The sequence below is a fragment of the Mucilaginibacter sp. P1_A3 genome, assembly GCF_056406855.1.
In genome coordinates, this window is the sequence record NZ_JBFTZJ010000001.1 from 80,827 (window position 1) to 99,403 (window position 18,577).

An 18,577-nucleotide genomic window follows, 5' to 3' on the forward strand; every position below is an offset into this window, starting at 1 on the left:
TTAAAATTTAGCTTGTACACCTAATAAATAAGTACGGTTTGGCGAGTAGTTACCACGATCAACACCAAAGTTTGTGCTGCTGTTGGTGTTGCTGGTTGTGCCACCACCCACAATCTCAGGATCAACTCCCGAATACTTAGTTATCGTAATTAAATTTGCACCTGATAAATAAACCCTGAACCTATCAATACCTATTGATTTTAATAGTTTAGGATCAAAGGTGTAGCCTACCTGTAAGTTTTTCAAACGCAGGTATGATCCGTTTTCAACATAGAATGAATTTGGTACTGTATTGGTACTGAATGAACCATCAATTTCCTGAATTGGGGCTTTTGCATCCATGTGTGTAGGTGTCCATGAATCATATAAAGCCGTTTTGCTTTTTGCACCGGCAAAGTTTGCATAAAAATCTGTCCACCACCTTACGTCATTCCATATCTTATTTCCGTATGAACCATACCAGAACATGTTCAGGTCGAAGTTTTTATAAGAAAAATCAAGGTTTAAACCACCCGTAAATTTAGGGTTCGGATTGCCAAGCAATGTACGATCACTGGCATCAACTTTTCCATCACCGTTTATATCTGCATATTTGAAACGGCCAACCGCTGCATCATTCTGGTAAACACCTCCTGCTTTTGCGTTGGCAGCATCAATCTCTGCCTGTGAATTCCAGAAGCCAGCTGTTTTGTAGCCAAAGAAACCACCTACCGGTCCACCTACCTGGTTCCGGATTATTGAACTACCGTTAAAACGACCAGAGTTTTCATCAAAGTAAGGCTGGCCTACGGTAACCGCTTTAATTACATTGTGGTAAGTAGTAAAGGTTAATGAAGCATTCATTTTTAAATCATGACTAAAGGTTTGATGAGTGCCAATAGTGACATCCAACCCCGTATTACTCATGGCGCCCACGTTGCTATAAGGCGCCGTTGCCGAACCTGCAGTACCCGGAAGATTTGGGTTGAACAATAAACCGGTTATGTCCTTTTTGTAATAATCGGCAGAGATATCCAATTTTTGATTAAAGAACGAACCATCAAAACCAATATTTAAGTTTTTATCAAGCTCCCACTTAGCATCGGGGTTACCAATCCGACTTTGCGTAAAGCCAGCAGTTGTACTGGTTGATGTGCCAGCTATATCATAGTAAGAGTTGGTTTTGCTTGCACCGAATGTAGTAAATGCGTTAGAAGGATCTACGTTGATTTGGTTACCCATTACACCATAACCGCCCCTGACCTTTAAATCATTGATCCAGTTTACACCTTTCAGAAAACTTTCCTGGGATATGCGCCAGCCGGCACTTACTGCAGGGAACCAACCGTATTGATTTGTTAAAAACCTGGATGAACCATCGCGACGAATAGTTGCATTTAAAAGGTACTTATCGTTAAATGTATAATCTAAACGGGCTATTAATGATTGTATCTTATCCCGTTCAATAGTACTATAAGCGGTTGGTACACCTGTACCGGTTGATATGGTTGTGTAATTTTTATCAAATGTGAAATAGCCGGTGTTTGTAGCTCCTAACGTTTCATACCTGTTTTTGTAGTTCTCTGTACCTACCAATAATTTAACATCATGTTTACCTATGGTTTGGTGATAGGTTAAAGTGTTTGTCCAGGTGTAATTATATCCATTGTATGAATTCTCGGCGTAGGAATTGGTCGTATTGTTTTCGGAGTTTTCATATTCCGGGAAAGTAAAGTTATGGTTGTAGTCAGAATAATATTCACCACCAAACTGCGTGCGTAGGGTAAAGTATTTCAACAAGTCCACTTCGGCAAAAACATTACCAAATAACCTGTTATAGGCTCCATAATTATTAGCAGTGCGCTGTTGTATGGCTACAGGGTTCCTGGCATTACCAAGGTTTGCGGTATTTGAACCGGCATAATTACCCATAATGTCATATACAGGAATAATAGGTTGTTCGCGGAAAGCCATACCAATTCCTGAACCCTCATCATTTTCATTAATCAGCGGATTTTCTGTTATGGAATAGGATAAGTTTTCACCTACACGTATATGTTTGGATACTTTAAAACTGGTATTTGCCCTTACGGTGTAACGTTTATCATAAGTATCAATTAAAGTACCTTTTTGGTTGTAGTAGTTTAAAGAAAATAAATAAGTTGCCACGTCAGAACTGCCACTTAAAGCCACGTTATGGCTTTGGATAGGCGCCGTTTTAAATATCTCATGATACCAGTCTGTACCTGCTTTGTTTGATTTGGTAATACGGTAAAAGCCTGATGGATCTCCTGATGTATAAAATGGGTTAACATTGTATTTTGAAGGATCAACCGCAGGGTCGCCGTCATGAATGCCGTAAGGACCGGCACCGCCGGCGCTAATATAGTCTGGTAATACATCGCCGTTAGGACCATATAAATTACTGGTTAGGTCAACAGGGATTCCTTTTAAAGCGGCAGTATTTTTAATAGCTAAGTTTCTTAAACTTGTCATTTCCTGCGGATCCAGCAGGTTAAATACGTTGCCACCTTTGGGTACCTGGGTACCATAATAAGCATCATAAGAAACACTGACCTTGCCAGTACCTTTTTTGGTGGTAATAACAATTACACCATTTGCGGCACGTGCACCATAAATTGATGCAGAACTGGCATCTTTTAACACTTGCATGCTTGCCACATCATTAGGGTTAATATCGCTTACATTGGTTGTTGGCACACCATCAACCACATATAATGGCTGGTTGTTTCCAAAAGTGTTGGCACCACGGATTTTTACCGATGGATTTTCACCCGGCTGACCAGATGCTATTACGGTAACACCCGCGGCCTGGCCTTGCAATTGGTTTTCAACAGATGAGGTAGGCTGCCTGTTGGCTGCGGCCACATCTATCACAGCAACAGCACCTACCAGGTCCTTTTTGCGTTGGCTACCATAGCCGGTTACTACTACCTCATTTAGGGAGTTGGTACCTGCAATTAAGGTGATCCTTAAATTCGCATCGGTACCCACAGCAACTTCCTGGGTTTGGTAGCCGATATAGGAAACTACCAGGGTGTTGCCCGGACTTAAACTAATCGTAAATTCGCCATTAACATCGGTTACAGCACTGGTAGAAGCACCTTTAACACGTACAGACGCGCCAATAACGGGTAATTTGTCATCGCTGCCGATAACTTTACCTTTGTACTTTGTTTGTGCTGTAACTACCATTGAAGAAACTAAGCAGCATAACAGCACGCCAAAGCATCTTCCTTTAAGGAGTAAACTTTTAAACATAGGATTGAGATTTGTTGGTTATATATTTGGTTTATTATTAAATGCAAACAAGTAAGGAGTTGTATTTAGTTGGTAAACAAAGCGTTCCGGATCTCATCCCGGAACGCAACCCAATATCATTTCTCAACTGATATTGATCAACTAAATCTCAAATGACATGTTTATAATCATCTAAGCTCTTTTAATACATGGCGCTATTTGTCAACGCACTTGTATTGTTAATTCCTTGATCAGATTATTAAAAAGCGTATGAAATGCTCCTGTTAACAACAATTAATTCTTTAATAAAAGCCTTATGAATTTTAAGGCTTAACTGTTTATACCTGGTTTATTATAATTGAATACAAATAATCAAATAATAGATTTATCGATTTTAATATATCGACAAAGCATAAGATGCGTGAGACAAACAGCCGGAGATATACGACAAAGAAAATTTTGAGTTTTGTATAAAGATTTAGGGAGACTTTACCGGGATGTAATATATTAGTGCGTGTTTTCAAAAAGACATAATAAACCAATTGTAAACCAATTTATAGCTTTAAATCATCGCGTCAACTTATAAAAAGATGACAAGCTGGTAATGTGGTATTGAAATTCCTGTTAACTGTAAAGCAGTGTTGTAAGTGAAAAAAATGCTTTGAGGTAGGAAAGTTTGCGCAGTAGGTTTTGTGTAAAAATAATATAGCATTATAGGTATACTTTTAATTAAATCTTTTATAAATGTATTTTAGCCATGTATGAAAATAACAGGATAGTGGGGTTGAATTTGCATCATAGAAATTTCAAAATTTTAACGCATGTATGCGTTTGGTTGGTTTTGATGGCATTACCTTATATTATGCACTCCTATAGGGCAATGCCATCCAGGGCGTACACCCAGGAAGAGATCAACGATTTTTTTAAGATAGATTACATGGGGTATTTTTTTTGGATAGGCACTTTTTACTTAAATAGTGCTGTACTGATCCCAAATTTGCTATTGAAAAAAAAGTACTTTTATTATTCCTTGACTTTTATTTCAATTTACGCGCTGTACCTGTTTTTTCATCACCAGATATATGTGGCCTTAGAAATAGATGTGCCTTATAACTTAATGCGCACCAGTTGGTTAAGATTGCCGGCCTTTTTACTTACAATGGCAGCAAGTTTGGCATATAGCCTGAATAACAATTTACTTGAATACAAGAATAAATTGAACGAAACTGACAGGGAAAAATTAAAGACCGAACTTTCATTTCTGCGATCACAGATAAGTCCACATTTTATATTCAATATACTGAATAACATAGTTGCGCTGGTTAGGTTGAATAGTTCAGAACTTGAACCAACAGTGATGAAGCTTTCTGGTTTAATGAAATACATGCTGTACCACACGGATGAGGAGAAAGTAAATATTAAAGTAGAAGAAGAATACCTGAAAGATTATATTGATTTGCAAAAGCAACGATTTGGCCGGAAAGTTAAAGTAGAAACTACATTTAATATAAATAATGAGTATCAGCTTATTGAGCCTATGCTTTTAATCCCATTTATAGAAAATGCATTTAAACACGGTGTAAGTTCAATTGATGATGCTCATATCACGATTGAACTATTTGCAGGTGACCATTTTTTGAATTTTAATGTTAGTAATAAATACAACCCTTTTTATAAGGAGGAAAAAGATTCTTCGTCGGGCATAGGGATAGCAAACGTGAGCAGGAGAATCAATCTGTTGTATGAAAACAAACATGAGTTAACTATCAATAATAAAAACAACCTTTTTGAAGTTAATTTAATATTAAAATTGGACGCATGATAAATTGTATTGCAGTTGACGATGAACCTCTGGCTTTAAGTTTACTTACTGATAATATAAGTAAAATACCGTTTTTAAACTTACAGGCGGCATGTGATGATGGTTTTTCGGCAAGTAAGGCTTTACAAGATAGCAACGTGGATTTGATGTTTATTGATATCCAGATGCCCGGAGTTACAGGGATTCAGTTTATAAATAGCCTGATAAATAAACCGCTGATTATAATCGTATCTGCCTATAAACAATATGCTTTGGAGGGTTTTGCCTTAAATGTGGTTGATTACCTGATGAAACCTGTTCCGATGGAGCGTTTTATGATGGCTTGCAACAAAGCTAAAGAGCTTTATGAATTTAAAGAATTGAAGCAGTCTTTAATTAACCAATCAGCAGATCATACTTATCTAAACGCCGGCTATTCAGTTCTTAAAATTGTATTTGATGAAATACTATATCTGGAAGGCTTGAGGGATTATGTGAAAATATATTTTCCGGGTGATAAAAAAACAGCTATTGTAAGGCTAAGCTTTAAAAACGTAGAAAAAAACTGGCCGTCTTATTTTATGCGGGTGCATAAGTCATTTATCATCAACACCCGTAAAATTGAGGCGGTAAGTAAAACTTCCATCATCATTAACGGGAAGGAGTTACCAATTGGGGAAGCTTACCGGCAATCGGTAACGGCATTAATTGAAGCTAACAGCAAATAAATTTTAACGTGCTGGCTGGCGAAAAAAGCACCCTGTAATTTCGACCTCCTTGTTTTCCATTCGTGAAATTCGTGCTTATAATTATCTTTGCCCTATAACTTTCATAATATGTTGTTTGAGCAAATGCGGCAGAAGCCGTTTTTTATACTGGGACCTTGTGTAATGGAGAACCAGGAACTGTTATACCAGGTAGCAGAAAAAGTTGCCGAAGTAGGGCAGAAATACAATGTGCCTGTAGTATTCAAGTCATCATTTGATAAAGCCAATCGTACATCTATACATTCATATCGCGGTCCGGGTATTGAAAAAGGTATGGAAATGCTTCAAAACGTGAAGGATAAATTTGGCTTGCCTGTTTTAACTGATATTCACGAGCCTTTTCAGGCAGCCATTGCTGCGGAGGTGGTTGATGTTTTGCAGATTCCAGCTTTTTTATGCCGTCAGACAGATCTGTTAGTAGCAGCAGCCCAAACCGGTAAAATTGTAAATGTAAAAAAAGCACAATTCCTTTCTGGCGCAGATATGTTTTATCCCGCCCAAAAGGTTTTGGAAGCAGGTAATAACCAGGTAATACTTACCGAGCGTGGTAATATGTATGGTTACAATAACCTGGCGGTTGATTTCAGGAATATTTATGATATGAAAGCATTTGGTCACCCGGTTTGCATGGATTGTACCCATTCGGTACAACGTCCGGGCGGGGCAGGGGGCAAAACCGGCGGCGACCGTACTTTTGTGCCTATGATGGCCTTGGCTGCAAAAGCTTTTGGCGCTGATGGTTATTTCATTGAAACTCATCCCGATCCTGATAATGCTTTAAGCGATGGCCCTAATATGCTTAAACTGCATGATTTGGATGGTTTGATTGCTTCATTAGTTGGTTAAGCAATGAAGGATATTGCTAAAAGAGTTTTTGATATAGAGATCGAATCGCTGCAACATGTGGCCGGTTTAATTGATGACGAGTTTACCAAGACGGTAAATGCCATATTAAGCAATACCGGGAAGCTTATTGTTATAGGCATCGGTAAATCTGGGCTTATAGGCAAAAAAATTGCAGCTACTTTAGCAAGTACAGGTACGCCCAGTTTTTTCCTTCATCCCGGTGAGGCTTTTCATGGGGATTTGGGTATGGTTAGTACCAATGATATCGTGATGCTGATCTCTTATTCGGGCGAAACTGATGAGGTGTTAAGGATCATTCCATTTTTAAAATGGAATAAAAACCTGGTTATAGGGGTAACCGGTAATCCAAATTCAACAGTAGCTAAAAATAGCGATCACCATTTAAATGTTAAAATTTCACGTGAGGCCTGTCCCCTTGAACTTGCACCAACCTCATCAACCACGGCCGCATTGGTAATGGGCGATGCGCTTGCAATTGCTTTAATGGAATCCCGTGATTTTAAACAGCATGATTTTGCCCGTTTCCATCCCGGTGGAAGCCTGGGGCGCAAGCTGCTTATAAAAGTTAAAGACCTGATGCGTACCGATAAACTGCCATTTATTGAGGAGCAGGCTTCATTTATGAATCTGTTATTAAAAATGTCAGAAGGGCGGTTGGGTATGGTTATGGTAGGGGATGCTACTTATATTAAAGGTATAGTTACCGACGGGGATCTGAGAAGGGCCCTGTTAAAGCATCCTGATATAGCAACCTTAACTGTGTTTGAAATTATGACCCAAAATCCTATTATTATAGATGAAGATGAGTTTGCAAGTCATGCAGAACAGCTTATGCTGGAAAAGAAAGTTACTACATTGCTTGTAGGTTCGGCACAGAACAGATCAATATCTGGCGTTTACCAGATATATAATGTTTAATCCCAACAGAAAATAACTTTACCCGGTTTAGTGATGATAGAAAATACGCCGGTTCATAAACCCGTCGGGATGATCGTTCGGAATTTCAGCAAAACTGAATTGGAAGCTGCTAAATAACGATAGAAATAATTCAAATCTCATACAATATCCGAGAAGGTGTAAATAACCAACGGAGTCATGCTATAAAGAGCCGGGTTCAGCGTTTATAGCAAAATTAATTAACTTTACCCATCTATACTACCTTATAAATGTTTGAAGAGCCCCTGAGTATCCGCATTGCAATAATAGGCCTCGGTTATGTTGGTTTACCATTAGCTGTTGAGTTTGCCAAAAAATTTCCGGTTAAAGGTTTTGATATAAAGAAAGGCCGGGTTGATGAATTAAATAATGCATTTGATCGCACGCTTGAAACGGATACAGAAGTTTTAAGATCGGTTTTATCAACAGGCATTGGCAATGGTCTTATTTGTACGTCAACTGTTCAGGATATTACCGATTGCAATGTATATATCATCTCGGTACCCACACCAACAGATCTGCACAACCGTCCCGATTTGAGTTTATTGATAAAAGCAAGTGAATCTGTTGCCAACGTACTACAGCCAGCTGATGTAGTTATTTATGAATCAACAGTTTATCCTGGCGTTACCGAAGATGTGTGCGTACCAGTGCTTGAGCGGGTGTCAAAATTAAAGTATAATGTCGATTTCTTTGCCGGATACTCGCCGGAGCGAATCAATCCGGGAGATAAAATTCATACGTTAACTAATATTTTGAAGGTAACCTCTGGCTCAACACCCGAGGCTGCGGATTTTATTGACAAGCTTTATCAAACTATTGTTCATGCTGGTACACATAAAGCCCCAAGTATAAAGGTTGCCGAGGCTTGTAAAGTAATAGAAAACTCGCAGCGCGATATCAATATTGCTTTTGTCAATGAGCTATCCAAAATATTTAATATTATGGGCATTGATACACACGCGGTTTTGGAAGCGGCAGGTACCAAATGGAACTTTCTGAATTTTAAACCCGGACTTGTGGGTGGCCATTGCACGGGCGTTGATCCTTACTATCTTGCTCAAAAAGCACAGGAAGTTGGCTACCATCCCGAGATCATATTGGCTGGTCGGCGGCTTAATGACGGCATGGGTACTTATGTAGCCCTGGAGGTCATTAAACTAATGATTAAGAAAGATATTCAGGTTAAAAACTCAAATGTATTGGTACTTGGTTTTACATTTAAAGAAAATTGCCCGGATGTACGGAATACAAGAGTGATTGATATTGTAAAGGTTTTAAGTGAATATGAAATTTGTTATGAAATATATGATCCCTGGGCCGATCCGTCAGAAGTTAAACACGAGTATGGCGTACAAACAATTAAGCATGTTGATGGTTTAAAGGGGGGGTATGATGCCATAATAGTTGCGGTTTCGCACAGGGAATTTTTTGAGTTAAATTATAGTCAGCTAAAGAAAACGCCTTTATCTGTTATATATGATATAAAAGGCATGCTTGATAAAGATATCGTTGACGGACGGTTATAGTATCGCCGGATTTACAAGATTAATATTCGCGTTTTACGATCATAAAGGGTTACTTAGTGCGCTAATAATTTTATATTTGATTTTGTTGAAATTTCTAAATTTTTAATTTTGTCAATCATGCCCTAACACTTTTGTAATCGTTTGTGCATTCAATTATCACATTGTTATTTATAAATAAATATGCTAATTTTAGCAGGTGTTGTATACTTCAAGAAGCTCTAATACATGATTCACAGATACGCTACTTTTATTAAAGCAGTGAACCTTACCATTGATTATATTATACTTAATATGAGCATGGTAATTTCTTACTTTATTGAGGACAGGTCATACGTTTTTTGGATTAACAACAGAAAATATTTGCCTATTGTTTTAGTTTTTAACTTAATCTGGTTATTGTCTGCCAATATCACCGGGTTGTATGAACACGTATTAAATAAAGATTCTATAAAAACTTACCGAGGTGTAATAAAAACCTACCTGTTGTTTGTGAGTTTTATCTGCTTTACTATTATAATACTCATAGGTACAAAGGCTTATTTTATTACTCGGGAGTATTTGTTTTACTCGTTGGCACTGTTCGGTTTTCTTTTAGGTTTATGGAAATTGATATTTCTTACCATTCGTAAAAGTGATAGGGCATCGCTAATTGATACCCGGGCCGTAATTATTATTGGTGGCGGCCGTATAGGAACTGATCTTTATAGCTTTTTCAAACAAAACCCTGAACGTGGTTACAGCCTGATTGGCTTTTTTGATGATGACCCCAAAACAGTTAGCGACAATCATTTATATTTAGGAGGAACGGATGATTGCATAAGCTACGTGTTAAACAATAAAGTCGACGAGATATTTTGTACACTGCCAAGCTCAGAAGCACAAACTATTGAGCGGCTTATGCTTGATGCTGATAAAAACCTCATCAGGTTTAAATTTATACCGGAGTACTATGACTATGCAAAAAAACCAACCTTTATACAAAGTTTTGGGCATATCCCGGTAATATCTGTAAGACCCGAGCCGCTCGAAAATATGCTCAACAGGTTTATAAAGCGCCTGTTTGATGTTACATTCTCGTTGTTCATTATTCTGTTTGTTTTTAGCTGGCTGTTTCCAATACTGGCTATCCTGATCAAGCTGGAGTCGAGGGGACCGATATTTTTTGTACAGGAACGCTCTGGCAGGGATAATAAACCATTTAAATGCTATAAATTCCGCAGTATGCGGGTAAATAAAGATTCGGATAAGAAGCAAGCCACCCGTGGCGATGTCCGTATAACTAAAACAGGCGCTTTTATCCGCAAAACCAGTTTAGATGAACTACCTCAGTTTTTCAATGTAATACTTGGTAACATGTCTGTAGTAGGTCCACGGCCTCACATGATCAGCCACACTCAACAATATTCGCAGTTGATAGATACTTTCATGGTAAGGCACTTTCTTAAGCCAGGTATTACCGGATGGGCACAAATTAAAGGTTTAAGGGGCGAAACACAAACCACCCAGGCTATGCTTGAACGTGTGGAGGCTGATGTTTGGTACCTCGAGAACTGGTCGTTCCTGTTGGATCTGAAGATTGTATTTTTAACTTTCTGGAACGCTTTAAGGGGCGAAAAGAACGCGTTTTAATATGGCTGTGTTCCACGATCAATTAAATCGTGAAGTATGTTTACCTGCCGTACCTAAAAGGATAATTTCTGTTGTTCCGTCCCAAACCGAACTTTTATTATACTTAGGGTTGGATGCTGAACTTGTTGGCATTACTAAATTCTGCATTCATCCAAAGCAAAAAGTTAAAACTATAACCAAAGTAGGGGGTACCAAGCAGCTAAATATTCCGCTGATTAAATCATTACGGCCTGATCTGATAATAGCCAACAAAGAAGAAAACGAACGTAGCCAAATAGAAGAGCTCATGGATATCTGCCCGGTTTGGATAAGCGATATCTATGATCTTGATGGTGCGCTTAAGATGATCCGGGGTGTAGGCTTAATAGTTGATCGCCGGCGAGAGGCGGAAATTTTATGTAGTGAGATCGGTATGGGTTTTAAGTCATTGCTTTTACCTCGTTTAAATCTTCGGGTAGCTTACCTTATCTGGCGAAAACCTTATATGGTGGCCGCCAAACAAACTTATATTGACAGCCTGTTACAAAAGTGTGGTTTAATCAACGCTTTTGAAACAGCCAGGTACCCCGAAGTTTCGACCGATGAACTGGTTAAAGTAAATCCAGATGTGGTATTTTTATCATCAGAACCTTACCCGTTTGCACAAAAACATATAGAAGAATTTAAACAGTTGCTGCCAAAGGCGAAAATTATTTTGGTAGATGGTGAATTGTTTTCATGGTATGGCAGCAGGTTGTTGCAAGTGCCGGAGTATCTGAAATCTTTAATACAGATAGTTTAATCTTTAGTTTCGGCTGCAAATATTAATTGCTTTTTTAATACCCTCTTTCTCCAGGTTTGATTTGCCGGCGGCTCTAAGTAGCTATTAATCTAAGAGCATAAAGCCCGCTTTTAACCGGCTGATTTTTATACCATATTTATTGTCATTTTTTATTCGGACAAGTGTTTTTCCCTCTCAATTTCATGCGCGGAATTATAAAACGGTTTAAATTAGTACGATCGTAAATTATGAACCTATTTTAAAAAACAATATAAATAAGCTATCATGAAAATCATTATCGTGGGTGCTACCGGCACCATAGGAAAGCATGTAACTGCTGCTCTTGAAAAAGAACACCAGGTTATAAAAGTAGGCTTAAATAGCGGCGACCTGCAATTAGATATCAGCTCACCGGAAGCTATTGAGCGTTTTTATGAGCAGGTTGGCCCATTTGATGCACTGGTAAGTACAACCGGAAACGGCCATTTTGGGCCTTTAGCTTCGATGAAATATGCTGATTTCATGAAAGGGATAGATAGTAAGCTCATGGGACAGGTTAACCTGGTTTTAACAGGTCAGCATTATATTAATCCTAAGGGTTCTTTTACATTAACATCTGGTATTTTAAGTGAAGATCCCATTGTTTTAGGAGCAAATTTAAGCGCCGTAAATGGAGCGCTTGATGCTTTTGTAAGGTCGGCAGCAATCGAGCTTGAAAATGGTGTCCGTATCAATTCCATAAGTCCTGGCGTTGTGGAGGATTCTCCGGGTTATTTTCCATACTTTCCCGGCCATGCACCCGTGACTATGGAAAGGGTAACACAGGCCTATACGAAAAGTGTTTTGGGTGCTCAAACGGGGCAAACTTTTAGGGTATTTTGACAAAAGGAGTAGTTAAGACTATTATATATTAGTTGCAATGCTTATTGATATTTTTAGCAGTTTGCTTCTTCAAGAAACCATTACAAATAGTTATCATTACCTCATTGTAATATGTTTCTTACAAAAAGGATAATATTTTTAGTGAGATTTCATCGATATTTGACTTTGCCAATTACACAAACTGTGTTTAAACCAATTTACCTGTACTCTACAAAAAATATTATAGTTGCGGCCTGATGATTGACATCAGCTGCAATTTCAAGAGCAATTAAAATCAACAACCTAAGTAATACAACTATTATGGAAAAATCACGTCGAACTTTTATCAGGCAAGTCGCAATAGTAGGGGCCGGAACATTACTCACCAAAACCGCATGGAGCGCCAAAAGCTATAAACGCATTATCGGCGCTAATGATCGGGTACGGGTTGGTGTTGTAGGGTTTTCTGACAGGCATAAAAGTTCGCATATTCCCAGCTTTATGAACCACTACAAAGAACTCAATTTTGAGGTAGTAGGTGTATCAGATATCTGGAAAAGGCGTAGAGAAGAAGGCGCTGCAGCCTGGAAAGAAAATATGCAGAATGATGTAAAGGCTTACCGCAATAATGAAGAATTATATGATAGTAAAACGGTAGATGCGGTATTTATCAGCACTGCTGATTTTCAGCATGCCCGCCATGCTATTGAAGCTGTAAAAGCAGGATGTGATGCCTATGTGGAGAAGCCTTTTGCAGAAACTATGGAAGATAACCGCGATGCCCTTAAAGCGATAAAGGAATCGGGTAAGATAGTGCAGATAGGTTCACAGCGCAGGAGCGGAGCTAATTATCATGCGGCTAATGATTTTATCCGTTCGGGTAAATTTGGCCCCATCACCATGGTTGAATTAACCTGGAATGTTAACCAGCCCGGCCGCTGGCGCAGACCTGAGCTGTTAGGCGCATTAAAAGAAGGCGATACTGATTGGAAACGTTTTATTATGAACCGTCCGTATGAACCGTTCGACCCACGCAAATATCTGGAATTTCGTTTGTTTTGGCCATATTCATCTGGATTGGCAGGTCAATGGATGAGCCATCAGATTGATACTGTACATTGGTTTTCGGGCCTTAAACATCCGCGAAGCGTAGTTGCCAATGGGGGTATTTATATGTGGAAAGACGGCCGCAGAAACTGGGATACCATTTTGGCCGCCTTTGATTATGGACCGCTGGATGACGCTTCAACTGGTTTCCAGGTTACTTTTGGTTCGCGCATGCACAACGGAGATGAGCATCCGGCAGAGATCTACTATTCAAACGGAGGTGAATTAAACCTGATAACTAACAAAGTTTCACCAAACGGCGGCTTAACACAAAAAATGGCTGCCGCCATGAATATGCAGGCAAACCTGCTCCCAGAGGTTAGTCTGGCAAATACCGAAAAGGTAATTGCTTCGGCCAATACAGGCGGCGATGTACTGACTTCAAACCATGTGCGTAACTGGATGGAATGTGTACGCAGTCGTAAACAGCCAAATGCGCCGGTTGAAGCAGGATACAGCCATTCTATAGCTAATATTATGACCAATGCTGCCGTTCATACCGGCTATAAAGCCACATTTGATGAGAAAACCCAGGAGGTAATGGTGAATGGTCGGATATTTAAATTTTAATAGACATTATGATAAACAGGTTCAAAAAGTTGGGGTTGGTTGTAGGATTAACAGCCCTGACTTCGGCTGTATCGGCTCAAAAAAGCGAGCCGGTAAAGATAGTGAGCTCGGTAAAAGAACGTAAGGTTGATGTTTTTGTCGGCGGCAAGCTGTTTACCAGTTTTCTATATCCTGATAGTCTTGAAAAACCGGTATTATATCCTTTGTATGCCGCTAATGGTACCGTTGTTACCCGTGGCTTTCCACTTGAACCTAAACCCGGTGACCCGACTGATCATCCGCACCATATTGGTTTATGGTTTAATTTTGAAAACTTAAACGGGCTTGACTTCTGGAACAATTCATATGCAATTCCTAAAGACAAAAAGAATTTATACGGTTGGATACGTACTGATCATATATTGAAAGCGGCCGGCGGAACTATTGGGGTATTGGCCTATCATGCAAACTGGACCAACCAGCAAAAAGAGGTTCTTTTAGAAGAAACAACAAGTTTTGAATTTAGCGGGAAAGGTAACCAGCGTATAATTGACCGGGTTACTACCTTAAAGGCCGATGTAGATGCTGTTTTTAATGATGCCAAAGACGGCATGCTGGGCCTGCGTTTAGCGCACGAATTGCAGATGCCCACTACAGAGGATCAGAAATTCACAGATGATAAAGGTAATGTAACCATAGTTAAAGGTGGCACAGATAAATTAGCCAATGGTAATTACTTAACCAGTGCCGGTAAAACAGGTAACGATGCCTGGAGCACTCGTGGTGTATGGTGCAAGGTTTTTGGTAAAATGGGTGCCGATTCGGTAAGTATTGCTATAATAGATCATCCCGGAAATCCCAACTATCCTACATTCTGGCATGCCCGGGGATATGGCCTGTTTGCAGCCAATCCGCTTGGTGAAAAGATCTTTACTAATGGCAAATCGGCTAAAAACCTGAGCCTGAAAAAAGGAGAATCTGTAACTTTCCGGTATCGAGTAGTTATTAATAATGGCGAACAAACTATTAGTGCAATTCAGCTAAACGAAATTGCCAAAGATTTCGCTAAAAAATAGCGGCGAAAGACTTACGAAGTTTCTAAAACTTCGTAAGTCTGGGATTCTGCAACTTTCAATAGATGCGAAGCAATTGACGGCTCACTAATTATTTAAAACAACTGCTAAATTAATAGCGAAATATTTAGCGTAACGCTAATCCCTGTTCCAAAACGCTGGCGGTTCGATTCCCAGAGATCGGAGGTAAACATAGCCTTGTCCGCGGTGATGGATTTCGTTATCAATCCAATAGAGAATTATATCAGATGTTATGCCTTCATATGCTCCGAAAGCCACCATTACTTCTTGAAAACGCTGTTGTGGTATCAGGGGCCAAAGTGTCTCAATTTTATAGGTGATGTCATCCCATAAATTTAAAATTTCTTCTTTTGTGTTGGCGAAAGAGCCTCCTGAATGATGACCAAGGTTTGCAACGGGTGTAGGGCTATCCTGGAAAAGGTCCTGAATGCCTGAATCTGCAATACTCATAATTTCCTTTACCATCATAGCAAAGGGACGCATCCCTCCAATCGAATATTCAAATAGCTTATCTTTTGGAAAAGCTTCAATTACCTGCCTCGTTAGCCGGCGATGGCCTTGCCAATGATTTAATATGGCATCAGAGGAGGTGAACCCCTCCATCGCATTGCTTGTTTGCTGTGTGCTTAGATTGTTTTCCATTTTGTTTGTTTTAATTAAAAAAATGATTTCATAACAAAGAAAAGCAGGCCTGATGACAGCCCTATGTCAGTAGTGATAAAAGATATTTGAAAGGAACAGAATAAAAACTGGTTGTTTGGTTCCCGGGTGGGTTTGTTACCTCGAAGATATTTTGAAGGTAATTGAAAATGTAATTATATTAGAATGGTTCAACAAACAAATTAATGTAGCTCAAAAGCGGCTATTAGTTTTATTGAAAAAAATATAATATGATTATCAGAAAAAACGAACACTGGTTCCGGATGCTGTTCATGTGGAAAGGATCGGTACTGCCTAAACTTTTATCACGACTGTTATTGCTGTTTGCGTTATCTGTAATTGTTGTTTTTGCTAAAGGTATTCTCTTTCATTATAAAATACCACTTAATCCTGCTCCGTTTACACTGTTTGGCATTGCTTTGGCACTCTTCCTGGGATTCAGAAATAACGCCAGCTACGATCGTTTTTGGGAAGCCCGTAAACTTTGGGGGGCCTTACTTAACGATACCCGTTCTTTAGCAAGGCAGGCCATAGCTTTAAGTGGCTATTTGCCCAACTCTACCGAGATAGAAACCTTTGTTAATTACCTGGTGGCTTTTACCTATGCGCTTAAACACCAGTTGAGGCATACAGATGCCAGCGACGATCTGCAAAAAAGGCTGCCCCCGGATATTTACCCCGATGTAAAAGGCGCTGTTTATAAGCCGGTTATGTTAATGAAGCAAATGGCTATTTGGGTAAAAAATGCCAAAGAACAAGGTAAAATAGATTCCATTCAGCAAGTGGCGTTTGATGAAAATTTGGGCAAACTATCTGATATCGTCGGCGGCTGCGAAAGGATAGCATCTACGCCCATACCTTATACTTACAGGATACTGTTACATCGTACAGTTTATATTTACTGTTTTTTGCTTCCTTTTGGATTTGTAGATAGTTTGGGTTGGTTTACACCACTTATAGTAATTTTTATAGCTTACACCTTTGTTGCGCTGGAAGCCATTGCCGATGAAATTGAAGAACCCTTTGGGGTAGAACCTAACGATCTGGCTTTAAACGCGATGAGCTTGATGATTGAAACTACGTTGCTGGAGATGATTGGAAAGCCCTTGCCTGAAAAACCAGTTAATCAAGGCTCTATTATCGACTGATCCCAATGCTAAATATAAATATGGTGTTTTGATGCGGAATACCGATTGGAAGAGAAAAGATATCAACGGGAATGATCTTTCGGATAACTCCCGTTGTTTTTAACTGTTAAGCTATTGTCATTTAGTTCTATAGGCCGATCGGTTGAGCTTTTTTGGGTGGATGCGTTTGATGGATCACCTGGTGGACTTCAGTTCTTGATTTTCCCGGAGGCGCCAAAACAAGATTTGTTTTTGATAATGCCTGCCACAGCGTTCTATTTTGAAATGCAATGGTGCCTCCACCACGTTTCTTTTGTGACACCATGCGGTTGATATCGCCAACACAAACCCATGGGCTATGCAATGTGATCCCCCATTTGGCATGGTCATGGGTTTCGGGCCAGGCCCAATGTACGCCCAGAGCAGCTAAATTGATGTATTTGATGTCAAAGGTTTTGTGGATACCGTCGCTATCGGCCTGGGGTGGGATAGGTCCCCTGATCCATGTTTCAACATCCATGTCATCTCCCAGCGCAGGCCCTACTAAGTCATTCCAAAAATCATCATCCCATTGTTTATTCTTGGCAATCACCTTGAAAGGCATACCGCCGATGGATGTCAATTCAAGCACATCACTCTTTTTGGGAGGTTTGGGGTTTAATGGTTGTGTTAATATATAAAGAGGATCTGTAGTGGGGAGGTCCGCGGTATGATTATAATAAACCTGCGGCTCCTGGTGGTCTGCCATTTGCGTGGCTATTTTCCTGCAGGTGTCAATATCCAACGATATACACAAATAGGTTTGCCCATATTGGGGAGTCGGGTCTGCCTTTGCACCAGGGTCATTGAATTTCGGCCATGAATGCAGTATCCAAAACCCGGTATTTGTTTCCGTATCAAAAGCGATCGCGCCTTTAGTGTGCCCTTTATTGCCATCATCTGTCTTGCCCACACTTTCAGGCATCTCATCGTTGTACATGATCCACCCCGTCTTTCCTGTTGGTGCTGCAAAGCTGTCAAGCACCGATTTGAGTGTAAGATTAAGTGCCCCATTGCCGCTGTTAAGAACATTCGGCGATTTAGTAACGTTCCTTTGTTTCAGATCAGGATTTGCATCAATCTTTGAGTCATAATAAACGTATTCGTACCCTGTGGCGCTATCGCTACCTGCACCTGGGCCAAGCTGTGGAACTTTGTAAATAAACCACCAATCTACCGGATTGCCGGTTTCATCAAGTGCTGAAATTTTCATAACTATCTGGGATTAAGTTGTTAATGCCATAAAGTTATATATATATTTAAATATTTTTTTATTTTTAAATATGAGATGATTCCAGATTGTTATGCTGCAAAATGCAAACAACCGCTACCTTATTAAATTAACGGCTTTTTTAAAATTTGCGGACCATGGAAGTGTATTTGAATATCTTCAGAGGGGGGAATTGACAATCACATTGATCTAAAAAATATATCTATTAGCCTTTTAAATCTATCATTTCGCCGGGATAATACGCTTCTAACGACTCATCCAAAAATATCCCATCAATTTTAATGTTTAAGAAATCGTAATATCCTTCATAGTAGCTTTGGTCTATTTGGGTGACTATTTCATTCATATTAAAGCTATTTTCAAGAACTAATATAAAACAA

The 18,577-nt window shown here is 39.4% G+C and carries 15 protein-coding genes; 11 read left to right on the forward strand and 4 right to left on the reverse strand.

Annotated elements, in window-relative coordinates; translation table 11 throughout:
- Entirely contained in the window at positions 1 to 3,261 is a 3,261-nt protein-coding gene (locus AC1D0K_RS00365) for a SusC/RagA family TonB-linked outer membrane protein (RefSeq protein WP_477396312.1), read from the reverse strand.
- Between the two features lie 841 nt (positions 3,262 to 4,102).
- Between AC1D0K_RS00365 and AC1D0K_RS00370 the strand changes: the two genes are divergently transcribed.
- From AC1D0K_RS00370 to AC1D0K_RS00415, 10 genes are all read left to right on the forward strand, one after another.
- A complete protein-coding gene (locus tag AC1D0K_RS00370; RefSeq protein ID WP_477442091.1) occupies positions 4,103 to 5,062 on the forward strand; it encodes a sensor histidine kinase in 960 nt (319 codons plus the stop codon).
- The gene (locus AC1D0K_RS00375) at positions 5,059 to 5,769 is read left to right on the forward strand and encodes a LytR/AlgR family response regulator transcription factor (protein WP_295720390.1); all 711 of its coding nucleotides are present in this window, start codon (positions 5,059 to 5,061) and stop codon (positions 5,767 to 5,769) included. The genes AC1D0K_RS00370 and AC1D0K_RS00375 overlap by 4 nt, the downstream gene beginning before the upstream one ends.
- Positions 5,770 to 5,892: 123 nt before the next feature.
- Complete coding sequence (gene kdsA, locus AC1D0K_RS00380; protein WP_477396344.1) at positions 5,893 to 6,654, forward strand: 3-deoxy-8-phosphooctulonate synthase; 762 nt, start codon at positions 5,893 to 5,895, stop codon at positions 6,652 to 6,654.
- Positions 6,655 to 6,657: 3 nt separating this feature from the next.
- Entirely contained in the window at positions 6,658 to 7,593 is a 936-nt protein-coding gene (locus AC1D0K_RS00385) for a KpsF/GutQ family sugar-phosphate isomerase (protein WP_477396316.1), read from the forward strand.
- 248 nt (positions 7,594 to 7,841) lie between these two features.
- Entirely contained in the window at positions 7,842 to 9,140 is a 1,299-nt protein-coding gene (locus tag AC1D0K_RS00390) for a nucleotide sugar dehydrogenase (RefSeq protein WP_477396318.1), read from the forward strand.
- 225 nt (positions 9,141 to 9,365) lie between these two features.
- The gene (locus AC1D0K_RS00395) at positions 9,366 to 10,769 is read left to right on the forward strand and encodes an undecaprenyl-phosphate glucose phosphotransferase (protein ID WP_477396320.1); all 1,404 of its coding nucleotides are present in this window, start codon (positions 9,366 to 9,368) and stop codon (positions 10,767 to 10,769) included.
- Position 10,770: 1 nt separating this feature from the next.
- A complete protein-coding gene (locus AC1D0K_RS00400) occupies positions 10,771 to 11,550 on the forward strand; it encodes a helical backbone metal receptor (RefSeq protein WP_477396322.1) in 780 nt (259 codons plus the stop codon).
- A 264-nt stretch (positions 11,551 to 11,814) separates the two neighbouring features.
- On the forward strand, positions 11,815 to 12,411 hold the full coding sequence (locus tag AC1D0K_RS00405; RefSeq protein WP_477396324.1) for a short chain dehydrogenase: 597 nt from the start codon (positions 11,815 to 11,817) through the stop codon (positions 12,409 to 12,411).
- A 300-nt stretch (positions 12,412 to 12,711) separates the two neighbouring features.
- On the forward strand, positions 12,712 to 14,067 hold the full coding sequence (locus tag AC1D0K_RS00410) for a Gfo/Idh/MocA family protein (RefSeq protein ID WP_477396326.1): 1,356 nt from the start codon (positions 12,712 to 12,714) through the stop codon (positions 14,065 to 14,067).
- 8 nt (positions 14,068 to 14,075) lie between these two features.
- Entirely contained in the window at positions 14,076 to 15,122 is a 1,047-nt protein-coding gene (locus AC1D0K_RS00415) for a DUF6807 domain-containing protein (protein WP_477396328.1), read from the forward strand.
- Between the two features lie 135 nt (positions 15,123 to 15,257).
- On the opposite strand, the gene AC1D0K_RS00420 is transcribed toward AC1D0K_RS00415, so the two are convergent.
- Complete coding sequence (locus tag AC1D0K_RS00420) at positions 15,258 to 15,782, reverse strand: DinB family protein (protein WP_477396330.1); 525 nt, start codon at positions 15,780 to 15,782, stop codon at positions 15,258 to 15,260.
- A 248-nt stretch (positions 15,783 to 16,030) separates the two neighbouring features.
- Here AC1D0K_RS00420 and AC1D0K_RS00425 point away from each other — a divergent pair, with 248 nt between their 5' ends.
- Positions 16,031 to 16,948, forward strand: a complete 918-nt coding sequence (locus AC1D0K_RS00425) for a bestrophin family protein (RefSeq protein ID WP_477396332.1) — start codon at positions 16,031 to 16,033, stop codon at positions 16,946 to 16,948.
- Between the two features lie 127 nt (positions 16,949 to 17,075).
- Here AC1D0K_RS00425 and AC1D0K_RS00430 read toward each other — a convergent pair whose 3' ends face one another.
- Both AC1D0K_RS00430 and AC1D0K_RS00435 read right to left on the reverse strand, forming a co-directional pair.
- Positions 17,076 to 18,179, reverse strand: a complete 1,104-nt coding sequence (locus AC1D0K_RS00430; protein WP_295720420.1) for a deoxyribonuclease II family protein — start codon at positions 18,177 to 18,179, stop codon at positions 17,076 to 17,078.
- 223 nt (positions 18,180 to 18,402) lie between these two features.
- The gene (locus tag AC1D0K_RS00435; RefSeq protein WP_477396334.1) at positions 18,403 to 18,543 is read right to left on the reverse strand and encodes a hypothetical protein; all 141 of its coding nucleotides are present in this window, start codon (positions 18,541 to 18,543) and stop codon (positions 18,403 to 18,405) included.
- Positions 18,544 to 18,577 lie beyond the last annotated feature (34 nt).

What these genes read in the sequence shown, in the direction of transcription:
- AC1D0K_RS00395 (WP_477396320.1), top strand. Translation starts at nt 9,366, where the DNA reads ATGATTCACAGATACGCTACTTTTATTAAAGCAGTGAACCTTACCATT.
- AC1D0K_RS00365 (WP_477396312.1), bottom strand. Translation starts at nt 3,261, where the DNA reads ATGTTTAAAAGTTTACTCCTTAAAGGAAGATGCTTTGGCGTGCTGTTA.
- AC1D0K_RS00370 (WP_477442091.1), top strand. Translation starts at nt 4,103, where the DNA reads ATGCACTCCTATAGGGCAATGCCATCCAGGGCGTACACCCAGGAAGAG.
- AC1D0K_RS00390 (WP_477396318.1), top strand. Translation starts at nt 7,842, where the DNA reads ATGTTTGAAGAGCCCCTGAGTATCCGCATTGCAATAATAGGCCTCGGT.
- AC1D0K_RS00415 (WP_477396328.1), top strand. Translation starts at nt 14,076, where the DNA reads ATGATAAACAGGTTCAAAAAGTTGGGGTTGGTTGTAGGATTAACAGCC.
- AC1D0K_RS00400 (WP_477396322.1), top strand. Translation starts at nt 10,771, where the DNA reads ATGGCTGTGTTCCACGATCAATTAAATCGTGAAGTATGTTTACCTGCC.
- AC1D0K_RS00435 (WP_477396334.1), bottom strand. Translation starts at nt 18,543, where the DNA reads ATGAATGAAATAGTCACCCAAATAGACCAAAGCTACTATGAAGGATAT.
- AC1D0K_RS00405 (WP_477396324.1), top strand. Translation starts at nt 11,815, where the DNA reads ATGAAAATCATTATCGTGGGTGCTACCGGCACCATAGGAAAGCATGTA.
- kdsA (WP_477396344.1), top strand. Translation starts at nt 5,893, where the DNA reads ATGCGGCAGAAGCCGTTTTTTATACTGGGACCTTGTGTAATGGAGAAC.
- AC1D0K_RS00430 (WP_295720420.1), bottom strand. Translation starts at nt 18,179, where the DNA reads ATGAAAATTTCAGCACTTGATGAAACCGGCAATCCGGTAGATTGGTGG.
- AC1D0K_RS00420 (WP_477396330.1), bottom strand. Translation starts at nt 15,782, where the DNA reads ATGGAAAACAATCTAAGCACACAGCAAACAAGCAATGCGATGGAGGGG.
- AC1D0K_RS00375 (WP_295720390.1), top strand. Translation starts at nt 5,059, where the DNA reads ATGATAAATTGTATTGCAGTTGACGATGAACCTCTGGCTTTAAGTTTA.
- AC1D0K_RS00410 (WP_477396326.1), top strand. Translation starts at nt 12,712, where the DNA reads ATGGAAAAATCACGTCGAACTTTTATCAGGCAAGTCGCAATAGTAGGG.
- AC1D0K_RS00385 (WP_477396316.1), top strand. Translation starts at nt 6,658, where the DNA reads ATGAAGGATATTGCTAAAAGAGTTTTTGATATAGAGATCGAATCGCTG.
- AC1D0K_RS00425 (WP_477396332.1), top strand. Translation starts at nt 16,031, where the DNA reads ATGATTATCAGAAAAAACGAACACTGGTTCCGGATGCTGTTCATGTGG.